The organism is Aureimonas sp. AU20 (assembly GCF_001442755.1).
GTDB lineage: Bacteria > Pseudomonadota > Alphaproteobacteria > Rhizobiales > Rhizobiaceae > Aureimonas.
Window position 1 is genome coordinate 225,902 of sequence record NZ_CP006370.1, and the last position, 13,444, is coordinate 239,345.

Genomic DNA, 13,444 nt, shown 5'->3' on the forward strand with positions numbered 1-13,444 from the left:
CTGGCTAGCGCGGCACAGGTGCAACCATCGTCTTCGGGTCGACGATGCGGTCGTAGTCCTCTCCTGTCACGTAGCCCAGCGCGATGCCCGCCGCTCGCGGCGTCAGGTTCTCGCTCAGCGCCTTCTTGGTGATGTCGGCGACGCGATCGTAGCCCAAGATTGGATTGAGAACCGTGGCGAGGAGCAGCGCGTCGGCGACATTCGCGGCGAGACGCTCTCGGTCGACGTCGAGGCCTCGAACCAGTTTCGTGGCGAAGATCCGCGAACCGTCCGTCAGGAGGCGGATCGATTGCAGGAGGTTGTGGACAAGAACGGGTTTGGCGACGTTGAGCTCGAAGCTTCCCGACGCGCCCGCCGCCGAGATCGTCGCGTGATTGCCGATGACCTGAAAGGCGACCTGCACCAGCGCCTCCGCAATGGTCGGGTTGCGCTTTCCCGGCATGATGGAGGAGGACAGCCCGTCGTCCGGCAGGACGAGCTCGCCGAGGCCGCATCGCGGCCCGGAGGCGAGCAGGCGGATGTCGTTGGCGATCTTGATCAGCGAGACGGCGAGAACGTTGAGCGCGCCCGAGACTTCGACCAAAGTGTCATGAGCACCCATCCCCTCGAACTTGCTCGGATTGGGCAGGAACGGGAGCCCGCTCAGGCTCGCCACTTCGGCGCAGAAGACCTCGTCGAACCCATCCGGCGCGTTCAGTCCCGAGCCAACGGCCGTGCCGCCTTGCGCCAGCAGGTACAGGCGCGGCATCGTCGCCTCGACCCGGTCGATCCCGAGACCGATCTGCCGGGCGAAGGCGTCGAAGCCTTGTCCGACCGTCATCGGAACGGCGTCCATCATGTGGGTCCGGCCGATCTTGACGATGCCCTCGAACTCCCGCGCCTTGGCGGCGAGCGTGTCGCGCAGGAGCCCGAGCGCGGGCAGCAGCCCGTTGCGCAGCTTGATCGCCGTCGAGAGGTGCATGACGGTCGGAAAGCTGTCGTTCGAGGATTGCGAGCGATTCACATGGTCGTTGGGATGGATCGGCTGGCGACGTCCGAGCGGGTGCCCAAGGGCCTCGTTGGCGCGGTTTGCGATGACCTCGTTCGCATTCATGTTGGTCTGGGTACCGGACCCCGTCTGCCAGATCGTCAGCGGAAAGTGGTCGTCGAAGCGACCCTCCCACAACTCGCGGGCCGCTGCCTCGATTGCGTCGGCCAGGATCGGGTCGATCGTTCCGAGCCGTCGATTGGCGCGGGCCGCCGCGAGCTTCTGCAGGCCGAAGGTCCGAACGAGAGAAGCCGGGAAACGCTCGTCGCCGATCTCGAACACACCGAGCGCGCGTTGCGTCTGCCCGCCCCAATAGCGGTCGGCGGGAATCTCGACCGGGCCGAAGGCGTCGTGCTCGATCCGGCAAGCCGGTTGATCGGTCATGTTCGAGGTCCTTGATGGGTGGGCCGATGGCGAAAGCCGGGACGGCGGGGAGCTCGTGAGTCTCCCCGGAAGAACCATCCAGTAGCTGAGGTATCTCAGCTCCTCAGGCGAGGGCTGCAGCCGCGTCCCCACGCTCGAACTCGGATGTGACGGCCCGCTCGGCGGCAAGGGGATCGCGGTTTGCCAGCTCCGCCATAGCCGGGTCGAACTCGCCGCAGAGTTTCGCCGTCACCACGGTCGCCACGCAATTGCCGATGGCGTTGCAGGTGGAAACGGCGATCGACATGAAACGGTAGACGCCGAAGATCAAGGCGAGGCCCTCCACCGGGATGAAGCCGGAAGCGGTGACTGTCGCCGCGAAGACGACGAAGCTCCCGCCCGAAACCGTCGCCGCGCCCTTCGACGTCAAAAGCATGATGGCCATCAGCGTTCCGAGCTGCGTCCAGGTGATGTCGATGCCATAGGCATGGCTGAGGAAGACGACGCCCATGCCCATGAAGATGGACGTGCCGTCCAGGTTGAAGGCGTAGCCGGTCGGCATCACGAGACCGACGACCTGTTTCGAGGCGCCGTAGCCGGGCAGCTTTTCGAGAAGTCTCGGCAGGACGCTTTCGGACGAGGCCGTGCCAAGCACGACGACGATCTCGTCCCTGATATAGCGCAGGAGGCCGAGAAGGTTGATACGGAAGATCATCGACACCGTGCCGAGCACGATCACGACAAAGCCGACGATGGCGATGTAGAAGCTCAGCACAAGCCAGGCGAGGGCAACCAGGACGTTCGTGCCGTTCGCGCCGACAGCATAGGCCACCGCGCCGAACGTGCCGATCGGCGCGAGCTTCATGATGAGATGGATGAATTCGAAGAAGGCGGTCGAGATCGTGGCGAGACCCCTTTCGATCGGTGCGCGCTTATCCGGCTTCAAAGACAAGAGCGCCGCGCCGAAAATGATGGCGATCACGAGCACCTGGAGAAGTTCGCCGCGCGCGAAGGCGCCGAAGAAGTTGTCGGGAAAGACATTCAGAAAGAACTGGCTGAAGGTCGTATGGGAATCGACGGCCTTCTTGGCCGCGTCGGCCGCGCCCTTCGTCGCGCTCGCCGAGGCCGCGATCTGCCCCATGCCGCGTCCGACGTCGAAGAGGTAGGCGGCGGCCAAGCCGAACACGATAGCGATCGTGGAGATGATCTCGAAATAAAGGGTGGCGATGAGCCCCACCTTGCCGACGCGCTTGAAGTCGCCCGCCGCCGCGATGCCCGCCACCACCGTCAGGAAGACGAGCGGGGCGACCGCCGTTTTGATGAGGCGCAGGAAGATGTCGCCGAGGATCTTCAGCGACGCGCCGAATTCCGGCCAGATCAGGCCGACCAGGATGCCGAGCACCATGCCGACGATCACCTGAAACCCAAGCCCTTTCCAGATGGGCTTGCCCGCTTTGATCGGGGCCGCTCCGGCCGCCTTGGGCGAAATGCTGTTCATGGGGTACTCCTCCCGTCCGGATGGCGCGCCGTGCGCGCGATTCATCCGGCCCCTTGGTCGATTTCTCCGGCGCCTCAGCCCCGGCCGGCCAGAACCCGGTCGACCATCTCGCCGCAAAGGCCGAGATAGTTCGCCGGATTGCAGGCGCTCTCGATGGCCTCGGCCCCTCCCAGGGCCTCCATCACTTCAGGCTTGGTCTTCAGGATGTCGGCGAGACGACCACCGCCCTCGATCGCGGCGCGGCAGGCCTCGTAGACGACATCATGCGCGTGCTGGCGCCCGAGCCTGGGGGCGGCCGCCATCATCACCGCCTCGGCGACGATGAGCCCGCCTGTCAGATCGAGATTGGTGCGCATGCGCGCCTCGTGGACCACCAGCCCGTCGAGCATGTACCGAGCGTTGGCGAGCGCCGAGGCCGTGAGAATGAAGCTCTCCGGCACGGCGATCCATTCGACGTGCCAGGGACCGGTAGCGCGCTCGAAATCGTGGATCATGCCGTCCAGCATCGTGGCGACCTGCTGGCGAACCGATTTCGCCGCGGCCAGGATCAGCTCGCTGGAAATGGGATTGCGCTTCTGCGGCATGGTGGAGGACGCGCCGCGTCCCGGAACGAAGGGCTCCGAGACTTCGCCGAACTCCGTCGACATCATCAGCATGACGTCGGTCGCGATCTTGGCGAGGGAGCCGGTGACGAGCCCCAGAAAGGACACGACCTCCGCAATGCCATCACGCGCGACGTGCCATGTGATCGGGGGCTGAGCGAGGCCGAGTTCCGCGCAGAACGCGCCCTGCATCTCCAGGCCGCCTTGGCCGATCGAAGCCAAGGTTCCGGCGGCACCCGAAAACTCGCCGAACAAGACCCGTGAGCGCAGGCCCGGCAGGCGCTCGGCATGCCGATCGAGGCAAGACAGCCAGACCGCCGCCTTGTAGCCGAAGGTGATGGGTAGCGCCTGCTGCAGATGGGTGCGTCCAGCCATCGGCGTGTCGCGATGGCTCTTGGCGAGCCGGGCGAGGATCGTGCGCAGAGCCTCGATATCGGCTTCCACGAGATCCAGCGCCGCGCGGATCTGGAGCACGTTCGCCGTGTCCATGATGTCCTGCGTCGTCGCACCCCAATGGACATATCCACCGGCCTCGCCCGCCGCCTCGGCGAGCTGATGGACGAGCGGCAGGATGGGATAGCCGACGATTTCGGTCTCGCGGCGCAGACGATCGAAATCGATCTGGATAGCGTGGGCCGCCGCGTCGATCGCTGTCCCGGCCGTGGCGGGAATGGCGCCGAGCCGCGCCTGCGCGCGGGCAAGAGCAGCTTCCGCTTCCAGATAGCGAGCAACCAATGCCTCGTCGGCGAAGACGGCGCGCATGGCGGCCGTTCCGAACATGTCACGAAACAACAGCGAGTCGAAGACGGTGCTAGACAAACGACCACCCTTTCCTTTTGTTCGAACAAACTACGCGGTCCGAACAATGTCAACGGCTTTGTCCGGACAGAGAATTGCGCTAATGCTGTCGTGGCTGCCGATGGAGGATGGTGCGCATTGAAGACGCGTTACGCGCAGGTTGCTCATCGGCTGGCAGGCGAGATCGCCGAGGGCGTCTATCCCGTCGGCTCCACGCTGCCGAACGAGCCGACGCTCGCCGTCCTGCTTGGAGTAAGCCGCTCGACCCTTCGCGCAGCGCTAGGCGAGTTGCAGAAGTTGGGCCTCGTCTCACGCCGCCCAAGCCTTGGCACGCGTGTCGAGGCGGCCATCCCGCAAACCCACGAACGCGGCTTCACCCAGACGTTGGGATCGGTCGAAGCGATCGTCCAATATGCTTCAGACACGTTGCGCGACAGCCTGACGATCTCCAGCTGGGTCGCCGATCGCGCCGCCGCCGCCCGTTTCGAGATCGAGGCGGGGTCACGCTGGCTCGTCGTCTCGTTTCGGCGTTGCCAACGCTCCGATCCGCCGATGGCACCGATCTGCTGGACGGACGTCTATGTGGCGGAAAGCTTTTCCGAATTCGTCCGCCAACATATGGACGGCCATCGGGGTACCGTGTCGGAACTCGTCGAAGAATTCGCCGGAAGGCCGGTAACCTTGGTAGAGCAGACGCTCAAGGCCTGCGGACTCCCGGCGGTTCTGGCCGCGCCGCTCGAGGCGGATGCTGGTGATCACACGCTTGAAATCACGCGACGATACTTCCTCGGCGAGAGCGAGCTCGCGCTCTTCTCCATCAGCCTGCATCCGGGCCAGCGTTTTTCCTATGTGTCTCGTCTGCGGCGCAACGACGATACAACAAACCCTGTATCCGGGCCCGCTGACTGAGAGACACCGTCTGACTGAAACTCCGCAAGAGGGGCTCTATACTCGGCGCCCCCCTTTTGGCCGCGGCGCAAGGAGAGGCGCGCCTGGGGCCGGTCTTTCCGATGACGCGAGCGAGGCTGCGAGGCGCGAGAGCGCCAACTGAGCGTTTGGTTCGATCGTGGTAGCGACGGGCCGAAACCGGTCATTCGGAACGCAGGAACTTCTTCCGCTTTGCCGTTTGCATCGAGCGGTTTCGAGCGTATCCGATCCGGAACAGGACTTCGGAACTCGGCGTCTGCGAAGAAGCACGGTTTCGGAGGGGAACGGTGCCTTTCTGACGCCTCGTTCGCTTGTGGACGGAAAGCGTCCGTATCGGCTCGGCCTGTCTCGCGAGAGAGTCGAACCCGTGGAGACTGACATTGATCGGAGATGATGGAATGGCTGGGAACGGCTCGAGGACAGTTCTTTTGACGGGAGCCGCTGGTCGGGTCGGGTCTGCATTTCGGTCGATGGCTCCGAAGCGGCTGCACCTTCGCCTTGCGGATCGAGACACGTCGTCGTTCGGTGTCGAGGACGACGCCTTGGCTATGGACATTGCCGATCTGGAAGCATGCAGACGAGCTTGCGAGGGTATCGATACGGTCGTCCATCTTGCCGCCGATCCCGGGCCGATCGCAGACTTCTATGGATCGCTGCTCGACGCCAACATCAAGGGAGCGTTCAATATCTTCCGCGCGGCGGCGGATGCCGGTTGCCGCCGCGTCGTGTTCGCCAGCAGCGCGCAGACGATCGAGGGTTATCCGGAGGATCGCCAGGTCTCGGTTCGCGATCCCGTCAGGCCGAAGAATCTGTACGGCGTAACGAAGTGCTTTGGCGAGGCGCTCGGATCCTATTTCTCGACGCAGGAAGGCCTATCCGTTATCGCCGTCCGAATTGCCAATTTCGCCGAATTCCTGCCCGGAGAAAAGCATTCGCCCCGTGATGTCAGTGCGTTCATAAGCCATCGCGATGCCGTGCAATTGTTGGTCCGCGCGGTTGACGTCGAAACGGTCGGGTTTGCCATCGTCAACGGCGTTTCCGACAATCGTTACAAGCGTCTTACATTGGAGGAAAGCCGAGAGGTCCTGGGCTATTCGCCCGAGGACGACGCCTTCGAAATACTCGGCCTGTAGGAGAGAACGCGCGTCAGGAGCAACTCGCTTCCGCTGCGACTTCCTTTCTTACAGTACGATCGTTTTGGGGAAGGCCGATGGCATGTCTGGAACGGCCGCTTTCTCGAAGCCGTTCTGGAAGCGCAGCGCAAGCTTGCTGCTACCGCGACCGGGATCGATCACCCGGTCGGCGACGAGATAGCGCGCCGATCACCAGTCCCACCGGGGACAATGCCCCCGTGGTCGGCCTCGCGAAGAGCTCATATCCAGTCGAGGCGCAATTGTCGGGCCGAGCGAAACGGCGTCTGGCGACCCTGCGATCGCATCCGCCCCCGGCGGTTCGCGAAGCCTCAGGCGTCGAGGTCGGCAGGGGCGGAACCGTTCTCCGCCGCCGCGCGAGGCGGGGGCGAGCCGGCTCGATCGATGGGAAGCCGGTTGCCGCTTTCGTCGAACAGGAGAACCTCCTCCTCGATCGCGGCCATGCGAATGGCGTCCCCTCGGCGCAGGATATGGTCTCCCGCGATCACGGCCAGCCAGCGCCGCCCGCCTGCCCAGCGGAACGCCACCACCGTCTCGTTGCCCAGTCGCTCCACTGTCTCGACCTCGCCCGCGATCGAGCCGTCCGCGTCCAGGCGGAGGGCCTGGGGGCGCAGGCCCAGCGTCAGGTTGCGGCCGACATTCAGGCCGGCGACGGACGGCAGGCGCAGCACCTCCCCCGCCCCCTCGGCAAGCAGGACGCTTTCCCCATTCCCGCCCGCCGCGACGCGAACGGGCAGCATGTTCATCTTCGGCGCGCCGATGAAGCCGGCGACGAAGAGATTGGCGGGGTTCTTGTAGAGATCGATGGGTCGGCCGACCTGCTGCACCACGCCGCCGTCCAGCACCACGATCTTGTCGGCAAGGGTCATCGCCTCGACCTGATCGTGGGTGACGTAGATCATGGTCGCGCCCAGCTCGGCATGAAGCCGCGCCAGTTCCATGCGCGTGTCGGCGCGCAGGGCCGCGTCGAGATTGGAGAGCGGCTCGTCGAACAGAAACACCTCGGGCTTGCGCACGATGGCGCGTCCGATCGCCACGCGCTGGCGCTGGCCGCCCGAAAGCTCGCGCGGGCGGCGCTCCAGAAGATGCTCCATCTGCAGGACGCGGGCCGCCTCGCGCACGCGCCGGTCTCGCTCGGCCTTCGGCGTCTTCGCCAGCTTCAGCCCGAAGCCGACATTGTCGTAGACGCTCATATGCGGGTAGAGCGCATAGGACTGGAACACCATGGCGATACCGCGCTCGCTCGGCTCGACGTCGTTGCACAGGCGCCCGCCGATGCGGAGCTCGCCGCTGGTGATTTCCTCGAGCCCCGCGATCATGCGCAGGAGCGTGGACTTGCCGCAGCCGGACGGCCCGACGAAGACCACGAACTCGCCGTGCCGGATCGAGAGGTCGATGCCCTTGATGACCTCGACGGCGCCGAACGCCTTGCGGATGGATTGAAGCGACAGGTCGGCCATGGAGTTCCTTTCGGGCGCGCGCCCGGGTTTCCCGTCGCTCAGCCCTTCACCGCGCCGGCGGTCATGCCGGCCACGATCTGGCGGTTGAAGAACAGGAAGACGACCAGCGGCGGGATCGTCACGAGCAGGATGTTCGTGAACAGGAGGTTGTACTGCGTCGCGTACTGGCTCTGGAAATTGTAGAGCGTCAGCTGAACCGTCACGTTGCCGTTGCCCGGCAGGTAGTAGAGCGGATTGACGAAGTCGTTGAAGATGGCGACCGACTGCACCACGATGTTGGTCACCGTCACCGGCTTCAAGAGCGGCAGGATCACCCGGAAGAAGATGTCGAGCGGCTTGGCGCCGTCGATGATGGCCGCCTCGTCCAACTCGCGCGGGAGCGTGGCGATGAAGGCGCGATAGAGGATCACGCAGAACGAGATGTTGTAGGCGACCTGGATCAGCACCATGCCCGGCAGCGTGGCGAAGAGGCCGATCTGCTGAAGCAGCCAGATGGTGGGCACCACGGCGGGCGGGATCATCAGCCCCGCCAGAACCAGAGCGTCGATCACCCCGTTCCAGCGGCTCTTCCGGCGCTGCCGGACATAGCCGACCATCGCGCCCAGGATCACGAGCAGGGTGACGCTGGCGAGCGTGATGAGGGTGGAGTTGAGATAGGCGGTGAGCAACATGTAGTTGCGCGCCGAGATCACGGCCACGAGATTGTCCCAGAGCGCGAAGCTGGTGGGCCAGGAAAAGTCGAGCCGGTTGGCCTCCGCGCGCGTCTTCACGGCGTTGAGCGCGATGAAGGCGAAGGGCACGAGAAAGACGACCGCGAAGATCACGACCGAGGCGAGGTTTGCGACGGGCCTGCGCTTGCGTCTCACGAGCGGTCCTCCTCACGGTTCAGAAAGGCGTAGAGCGGCAGCACCAGCACCGCGATCAGCGCGAAGAGGATGACGTTTCCCGCCGTCGACAGGCCGTAGAAACCGGCCTGATACTGTTTGTAGATCACCGAGGCGACGACGTCGGAGGCAAAGCCCGGCCCGCCCTTGGTCATGGCCCAGACGAGGTCGAAGGTTCTGAGCCCTCCGATGAACGACAGGGTCACCACCGTCACGGTGGCGGGCCGCACCAGCGGCAGCGTGACATAGGTGAACTGCGCGAGCGAGCGCGCCCCGTCGATCCGCGCGGCCTCGTAATAGTCCTTCGGGATCGAAACGATGCCGGCGATGAAGATCACCGTGGCGAGCCCGACGCCTTTCCAGACATCCACGACCGCCACCGACAGGAGCGCCAGGCGCGGGTCGGTCAGCCAGCCCGGCCCCTTGACGCCGAGAAGCGCCAGCCCCTCGTTGATGACCCCATGGGTCGGATGCATCATGGCCGTGAAGGCGATGCCGACGCCGATCGTGCTGACGAGGACGGGAAAGAAGGCGAGCGAGCGCAGGAAGTCGCGCGCCGCGATGCGCGAGGTCAGAAGCACCGCCAGAAGCAGCCCCAGCACGGTCTTCAGACCCGAGGTCAGGAAGCCGAAGATCACGGTGTTGACGAGGCCCTGAACCAGGAAGGGCTCCTGAAAGAAGGCACGGAAATTGTCGAGGCCGATGAAGCTCGACTCGAAAAGGGTCCAGCGCGTGAGGCTGAACCAGATCGAGGACAGCGCCGGAAACAGGAACAGGACGCCGTAGATCGCGGCGGCGGGCAGGTAGAACCAGAACGGATAGGGGCTGCGCCGCCGACGCGCGGTCGGCTCGGCGGACGGGGAATGGATCTCGGTCATCGTCGTCCTGCGTGACGGATGGGACGTGGGGCAAGGCTTGGCGGAAGGGTTTTCGCCGCGTCGGGGCCGCCCGCTTCCGGCGCGGCCCCTTTGTGCGATCCTCACCAGCCGGGCAGGCCGAGCTGCTGCGCCTGCCGGGCGACGTCCTTGTCGTAGAGGCGGGCGGCGTCCTCGGGCTGGCGGATGCCCGATCCGACTTCCACCGTCAGCTGCTCGAGCTGCGGCCCCTTGACCGGCGAGAGGTATTCCAGAGCCGGCGCGGTCTTGCCTGCATCGAAATAGGCGAGCACGTCGCGGACCACGGCCGGGAGATCGGCCGGCAGCGAGCAGCCCTGGACGAGATAGGGTCCGTTGGCGGCGGCCACCTTGTTCTGCACCGCGCAGCCTTCCGGGCTCGCCGCGAAGGCGAGGAAGCGCTTGGCTTCCTCGGCGTGGCTCGTGGAGCGCGGAATGTAGAAGGCCGCCGGCAGCCAGGTCGTCAGGCCGTTGTCGGCCGCGTCCTCGCCGGGCTGGGAGAAGAAGCCGATGTCGGCCAGCCGGTCGGGATAGAGCTCGGCGATGGCCTGGATGGCGAAGGTGAGCATGGGATAGTGCGCACCCTCCCCTTCCGCCAGCATGCGCAGGCCGTCCTCGTAGCCGGCCGCGCCGAAATCCTCGTTCAGGAAGCCGCCGTCATGCACGGCCTTCAGGCGCTCGAACCCTTTGAGGGCCACCGGGTCGTCGGCATACTTGACCTTGTTCGCCGTGAAGCGCGCGGCCCAGTCCGGCTCGCGGCGCTGGACGTTGTAATAGTCCGCGAGCACGAGGATCTGCGAGGTCCAGGTGTCGCGATAGGTCTGGATCACGGCGGTGTGCCCCGCCGCCTTGATCGCCTCGTTGTTCTTCATGAAGTCGGCCCAGGTCCGGGGGACCTGGAGCCCGAGCTCGGCATAGAGGCGACGGTTGTAGAGAATGCCGAAAGCCTCGGCCGGGCGCGTGGGAACGCCGAAGACCTCGCCGCCCATGCTGACCGCCGCCTTGAAGGCGGGGTCCATCGTGGCGGCATAGGGCTGGTCGGCGAGATCCAGAAGCGTGCGCGTGGGGGCGAGCGCCTGCAGGAGCGCGCCCGAATTGTACCAGAAGATGTCGGTCATCTGCCCGGTGGCCAGGCGCGTCTTGACGATATTGTCGCCCTCGCCGCCGCTGGGGCGCGTTTCGATCTCGATCGCGATGTCGGGATTCTTGTCCTGGAAGGCGGCGACGAGCGCCTGCGACACGGCGATCGTATGTGGGGCATTGTCGACCAGCAGGGACAATTGGGTGTCCTCAGCGGACGCGCCCACTGACCCGGAGAGCAGGCCGATGGCGAGCGTTCCCCACAGAATGGACAGGCCTTTGCGACGGTTCATCTGTTTCCTCCCAAAAACGATGTGGATGATGGCGGAAGGCGGGCTCCCGTCCCGCCATCCGGGGCTCAAGGCGTTCGGCTGGTATGGGCCGCGAAGGCCGGCAGGCCGGGCCGCAGCTCCGGCGCGCAGAAACGAACCCGGTGGTGGCCGGCGGCCAGCGCCGTCTCGCCATCGGCCGATACGGGCTGCCCCCCCAGCGTCGCCTCCCCGGCCCCGGCCGGTAGGCGGAGAAGGCCGGAACTCCCCGCCGGCAGGACGATGTCATAGTCCACCATGCCCTCGTCATCGACCCGCCAGGCCGCCTGGACGGTTCCGAGCCGGCTCTCGTACTCGGCCCGCGCATGGCCGAGCGCCGGCAGCACGAGCGGCTCGAAGATCACGCGGCCGAAGCCGGGGGCGTCGGGGTCGGGGCGCAGTCCCGCCACCGCCTCGAAAAGCCACTGGCACACGGCGCCATAGGCATAGTGGTTGTAGGAGTTCATCTGCGGATCGAACACCGATCCGTCCACCTGGATCGCGTCCCAGCGCTCCCAGATCGTGGTGGCGCCCTGCTTCACCTGATAAAGCCAGCCCGGCACGTCCTCCTGCAGGAAGACCTGACTGGCCAGCCCCGTCTCGCCGAGCTTCACGAGCGCCGGCAGAAGCGCGGGCGTGCCGATGAAGCCGGTTCCGATGCGCCCCTCCGACCGGGCGATGGCATTGCGGAAGTTCGCGCGAACCGCGCCCAGACGTTCGGGCGGCACGAGATCGTGGAGCACGGCGAGCGCGTAGGAGGTCTGGTCGTCGTTTCCGACCCGCCCGGCCGGCGTGACGAACTCGTCCGCGAAGGCCCGGCGCACGCATTCGGCGCGCTCGCGCATCCGCTCGGCGGTCGCCTCGTCGCCAACCAGCCGGGCGATGCGCGACACGAGGCTAGAGGTGATGAACAGGTAGATCGTCGCCGACGCCTCGTCGCCGATGGTCGGCAAGGGCTTGGCGCTCGGCCCCTTGGGCTGGAGCCAGTCGCCGAAGGTGAAGCCCCGCGCGCCCCACTGGCGCGGCGGGCGAACGATCGGCCCGTCCGAGATCGACCAGACGAAGTCCACCCAGCGCACCATGGCGGGCAGCGTTTCCGCGAGAATGTCGAGATCGCCATAGTGGAGGTAAAGGGTCCAGGGCACGATCGCGATCGCGTCGCCCCAACCGGTCGAGCCGAAGAAGCCGGGATAAAGATCGGGGTGAAGGCGCGTGGGATCGGGCACGACATGCGGGATCGCCCCGTCGGCCCGCTGATCCGCCATCACGTCGCGCAGCCATTTGCGCAGGAAGTCGTGGCTGTCGTGCAGGTAGCAGGCGGTCGGCGCGAAGACCTGCGCGTCGCCCGTCCAGCCCAGGCGCTCGTCGCGCTGGGGGCAGTCGGTCGGCACCTCGATGAAGTTGGACCGCTGCGACCAGAGCGTGTTCTCCACCAAGCGGTTCACCAGCGGATGGCCGCAGGTGAACCGGCCGCGTTGCGGGTAGACCGAGCTGATCGGCACCGAGCGGATCGAGCGCAACGTCGCGCGGCCCTCGATGGAGACGCGAGCGTAGCGGAAGCCCTGAAAGGTGAAATGCGGCCGGAACGCCTCCGGCCCCTCGCCGCGCAGGATATAGGTGATGCGCGCCTCGGCCGTGCGGTAGTTCGAATTCTCGAAGTGTCCGTCGCGGTCGAGAATCTCGGAATGTTCGACGACCACCTTGGCGCCCGGCTCGCCCTCGACCTCGAAGGCGATGTAGCCCGCCGCGTTCTGTCCGAAATCGTAGATCGCGCGCCCCTCCGCGTCGCGTGTCTGCGCGATCGGCTCCAGGGCGGCCAGTTCGCGCACCGGCTGCGTTTCGTGGGGGAGGAGAAGGCTCGTGTCGAAGGCGAGCGCCTCCGCGCCGTGGGTTTCCTCCAGCGCGGTGCGCCGGGCGTCGAAGGTTTCGCCGAAGTAGAGACCGGAGGCGCGGATCGGCAGCAGGCCGCTGCGCCAGGACGCATCGGTGGCCAGCAGCAGCGCGCCATCGGCGCCCGCCCGAAGCTCCGCGATCACGCCGGTCTTGTCGCCCCAGCAGTTGAAGATCGGCGCCTGCCCCCACATGATCTGAGAGCGGTACCAGCCGTCGGCGAGCCAGATCTCGATCGTGTTCTCGCCCGGCGTCAGAAGATCGGAGACGGGATAGGTCTGGTAGGACAGGCGGCGGTCGTAACTGGTCCAGCCGGGCGTCAGCAGGTCCTCGCCCACACGCCGTCCGTTGATGAAGCAGCGATAAAGGCCGAGCGCGCTGATCCGCAGCGTCTCGGCGCCGGAAACACCGTCCAACGTGAAACGCCGGCGCAGAAACGACGCCGGCGTGCCGACGCCCTCGTCGCTCAACGGGTGGATCATCCGCGCCGTCCAGTTCGCGTGGTCCGCTCCCGGCGCGCCAATGCTCAGGTTTCCACCGTCCATCCGCCTGTCTCCCCCCTC

The 13,444-nt window shown here is 66.0% G+C and carries 10 protein-coding genes; 2 read left to right on the forward strand and 8 right to left on the reverse strand.

The genetic code is table 11. The features are described from left to right. Nucleotides 1-4: 4 nt before the first annotated feature. From M673_RS22050 to pcaB, 3 genes are all read right to left on the reverse strand, one after another. Nucleotides 5-1,411 carry a class II fumarate hydratase gene (locus tag M673_RS22050; protein ID WP_061978876.1) on the reverse strand — a complete coding sequence of 469 codons (1,407 nt, stop codon included), beginning with the start codon at nucleotides 1,409-1,411 and terminating at the stop codon, nucleotides 5-7. A 103-nt stretch (nucleotides 1,412-1,514) separates the two neighbouring features. Beyond that, entirely contained in the window at nucleotides 1,515-2,888 is a 1,374-nt protein-coding gene (locus tag M673_RS22055; protein ID WP_061978877.1) for a cation:dicarboxylate symporter family transporter, read from the reverse strand. 74 nt (nucleotides 2,889-2,962) lie between these two features. Next, the gene (pcaB, locus tag M673_RS22060; protein WP_061978878.1) at nucleotides 2,963-4,309 is read right to left on the reverse strand and encodes a 3-carboxy-cis,cis-muconate cycloisomerase; all 1,347 of its coding nucleotides are present in this window, start codon (nucleotides 4,307-4,309) and stop codon (nucleotides 2,963-2,965) included. A gap of 117 nt (nucleotides 4,310-4,426) precedes the next feature. On the opposite strand from pcaB, the gene M673_RS24375 reads away from it, so the two are divergent. Both M673_RS24375 and M673_RS22070 read left to right on the forward strand, forming a co-directional pair. Further along, complete coding sequence (locus M673_RS24375; protein ID WP_061978879.1) at nucleotides 4,427-5,197, forward strand: GntR family transcriptional regulator; 771 nt, start codon at nucleotides 4,427-4,429, stop codon at nucleotides 5,195-5,197. Nucleotides 5,198-5,613: 416 nt separating this feature from the next. Then, nucleotides 5,614-6,348: an NAD-dependent epimerase/dehydratase family protein gene (locus M673_RS22070; RefSeq protein ID WP_061978880.1), complete on the forward strand. Its 735-nt coding sequence runs from the start codon at nucleotides 5,614-5,616 to the stop codon at nucleotides 6,346-6,348. Nucleotides 6,349-6,677: 329 nt separating this feature from the next. On the opposite strand, the gene M673_RS22075 is transcribed toward M673_RS22070, so the two are convergent. From M673_RS22075 to M673_RS22095, 5 genes are all read right to left on the reverse strand, one after another. Beyond that, nucleotides 6,678-7,826: an ABC transporter ATP-binding protein gene (locus M673_RS22075; protein ID WP_082640021.1), complete on the reverse strand. Its 1,149-nt coding sequence runs from the start codon at nucleotides 7,824-7,826 to the stop codon at nucleotides 6,678-6,680. Nucleotides 7,827-7,864: 38 nt separating this feature from the next. Continuing rightward, a complete protein-coding gene (locus tag M673_RS22080; RefSeq protein WP_061978881.1) occupies nucleotides 7,865-8,692 on the reverse strand; it encodes a carbohydrate ABC transporter permease in 828 nt (275 codons plus the stop codon). Then, nucleotides 8,689-9,588, reverse strand: a complete 900-nt coding sequence (locus M673_RS22085; RefSeq protein ID WP_061978882.1) for a carbohydrate ABC transporter permease — start codon at nucleotides 9,586-9,588, stop codon at nucleotides 8,689-8,691. Before M673_RS22085 ends, M673_RS22080 begins: the two co-directional genes overlap by 4 nt. A 101-nt stretch (nucleotides 9,589-9,689) precedes the next feature. Further along, nucleotides 9,690-10,976 carry an ABC transporter substrate-binding protein gene (locus tag M673_RS22090; RefSeq protein WP_061978883.1) on the reverse strand — a complete coding sequence of 429 codons (1,287 nt, stop codon included), beginning with the start codon at nucleotides 10,974-10,976 and terminating at the stop codon, nucleotides 9,690-9,692. 65 nt (nucleotides 10,977-11,041) lie between these two features. Then, nucleotides 11,042-13,426 carry an alpha-L-rhamnosidase gene (locus M673_RS22095; RefSeq protein WP_061978884.1) on the reverse strand — a complete coding sequence of 795 codons (2,385 nt, stop codon included), beginning with the start codon at nucleotides 13,424-13,426 and terminating at the stop codon, nucleotides 11,042-11,044. Between the last annotated feature and the right edge of the window lie 18 nt (nucleotides 13,427-13,444).

Excerpts from the sequence above, each read along its gene's own strand:
- M673_RS22050 (WP_061978876.1), bottom strand. The coding sequence starts at position 1,411 with ATGACCGATCAACCGGCTTGCCGGATCGAGCACGACGCCTTCGGCCCG.
- M673_RS22055 (WP_061978877.1), bottom strand. The coding sequence starts at position 2,888 with ATGAACAGCATTTCGCCCAAGGCGGCCGGAGCGGCCCCGATCAAAGCG.
- M673_RS22070 (WP_061978880.1), top strand. The coding sequence starts at position 5,614 with ATGGCTGGGAACGGCTCGAGGACAGTTCTTTTGACGGGAGCCGCTGGT.
- M673_RS22075 (WP_082640021.1), bottom strand. The coding sequence starts at position 7,826 with ATGGCCGACCTGTCGCTTCAATCCATCCGCAAGGCGTTCGGCGCCGTC.
- M673_RS22085 (WP_061978882.1), bottom strand. The coding sequence starts at position 9,588 with ATGACCGAGATCCATTCCCCGTCCGCCGAGCCGACCGCGCGTCGGCGG.
- M673_RS22090 (WP_061978883.1), bottom strand. The coding sequence starts at position 10,976 with ATGAACCGTCGCAAAGGCCTGTCCATTCTGTGGGGAACGCTCGCCATC.
- M673_RS22095 (WP_061978884.1), bottom strand. The coding sequence starts at position 13,426 with ATGGACGGTGGAAACCTGAGCATTGGCGCGCCGGGAGCGGACCACGCG.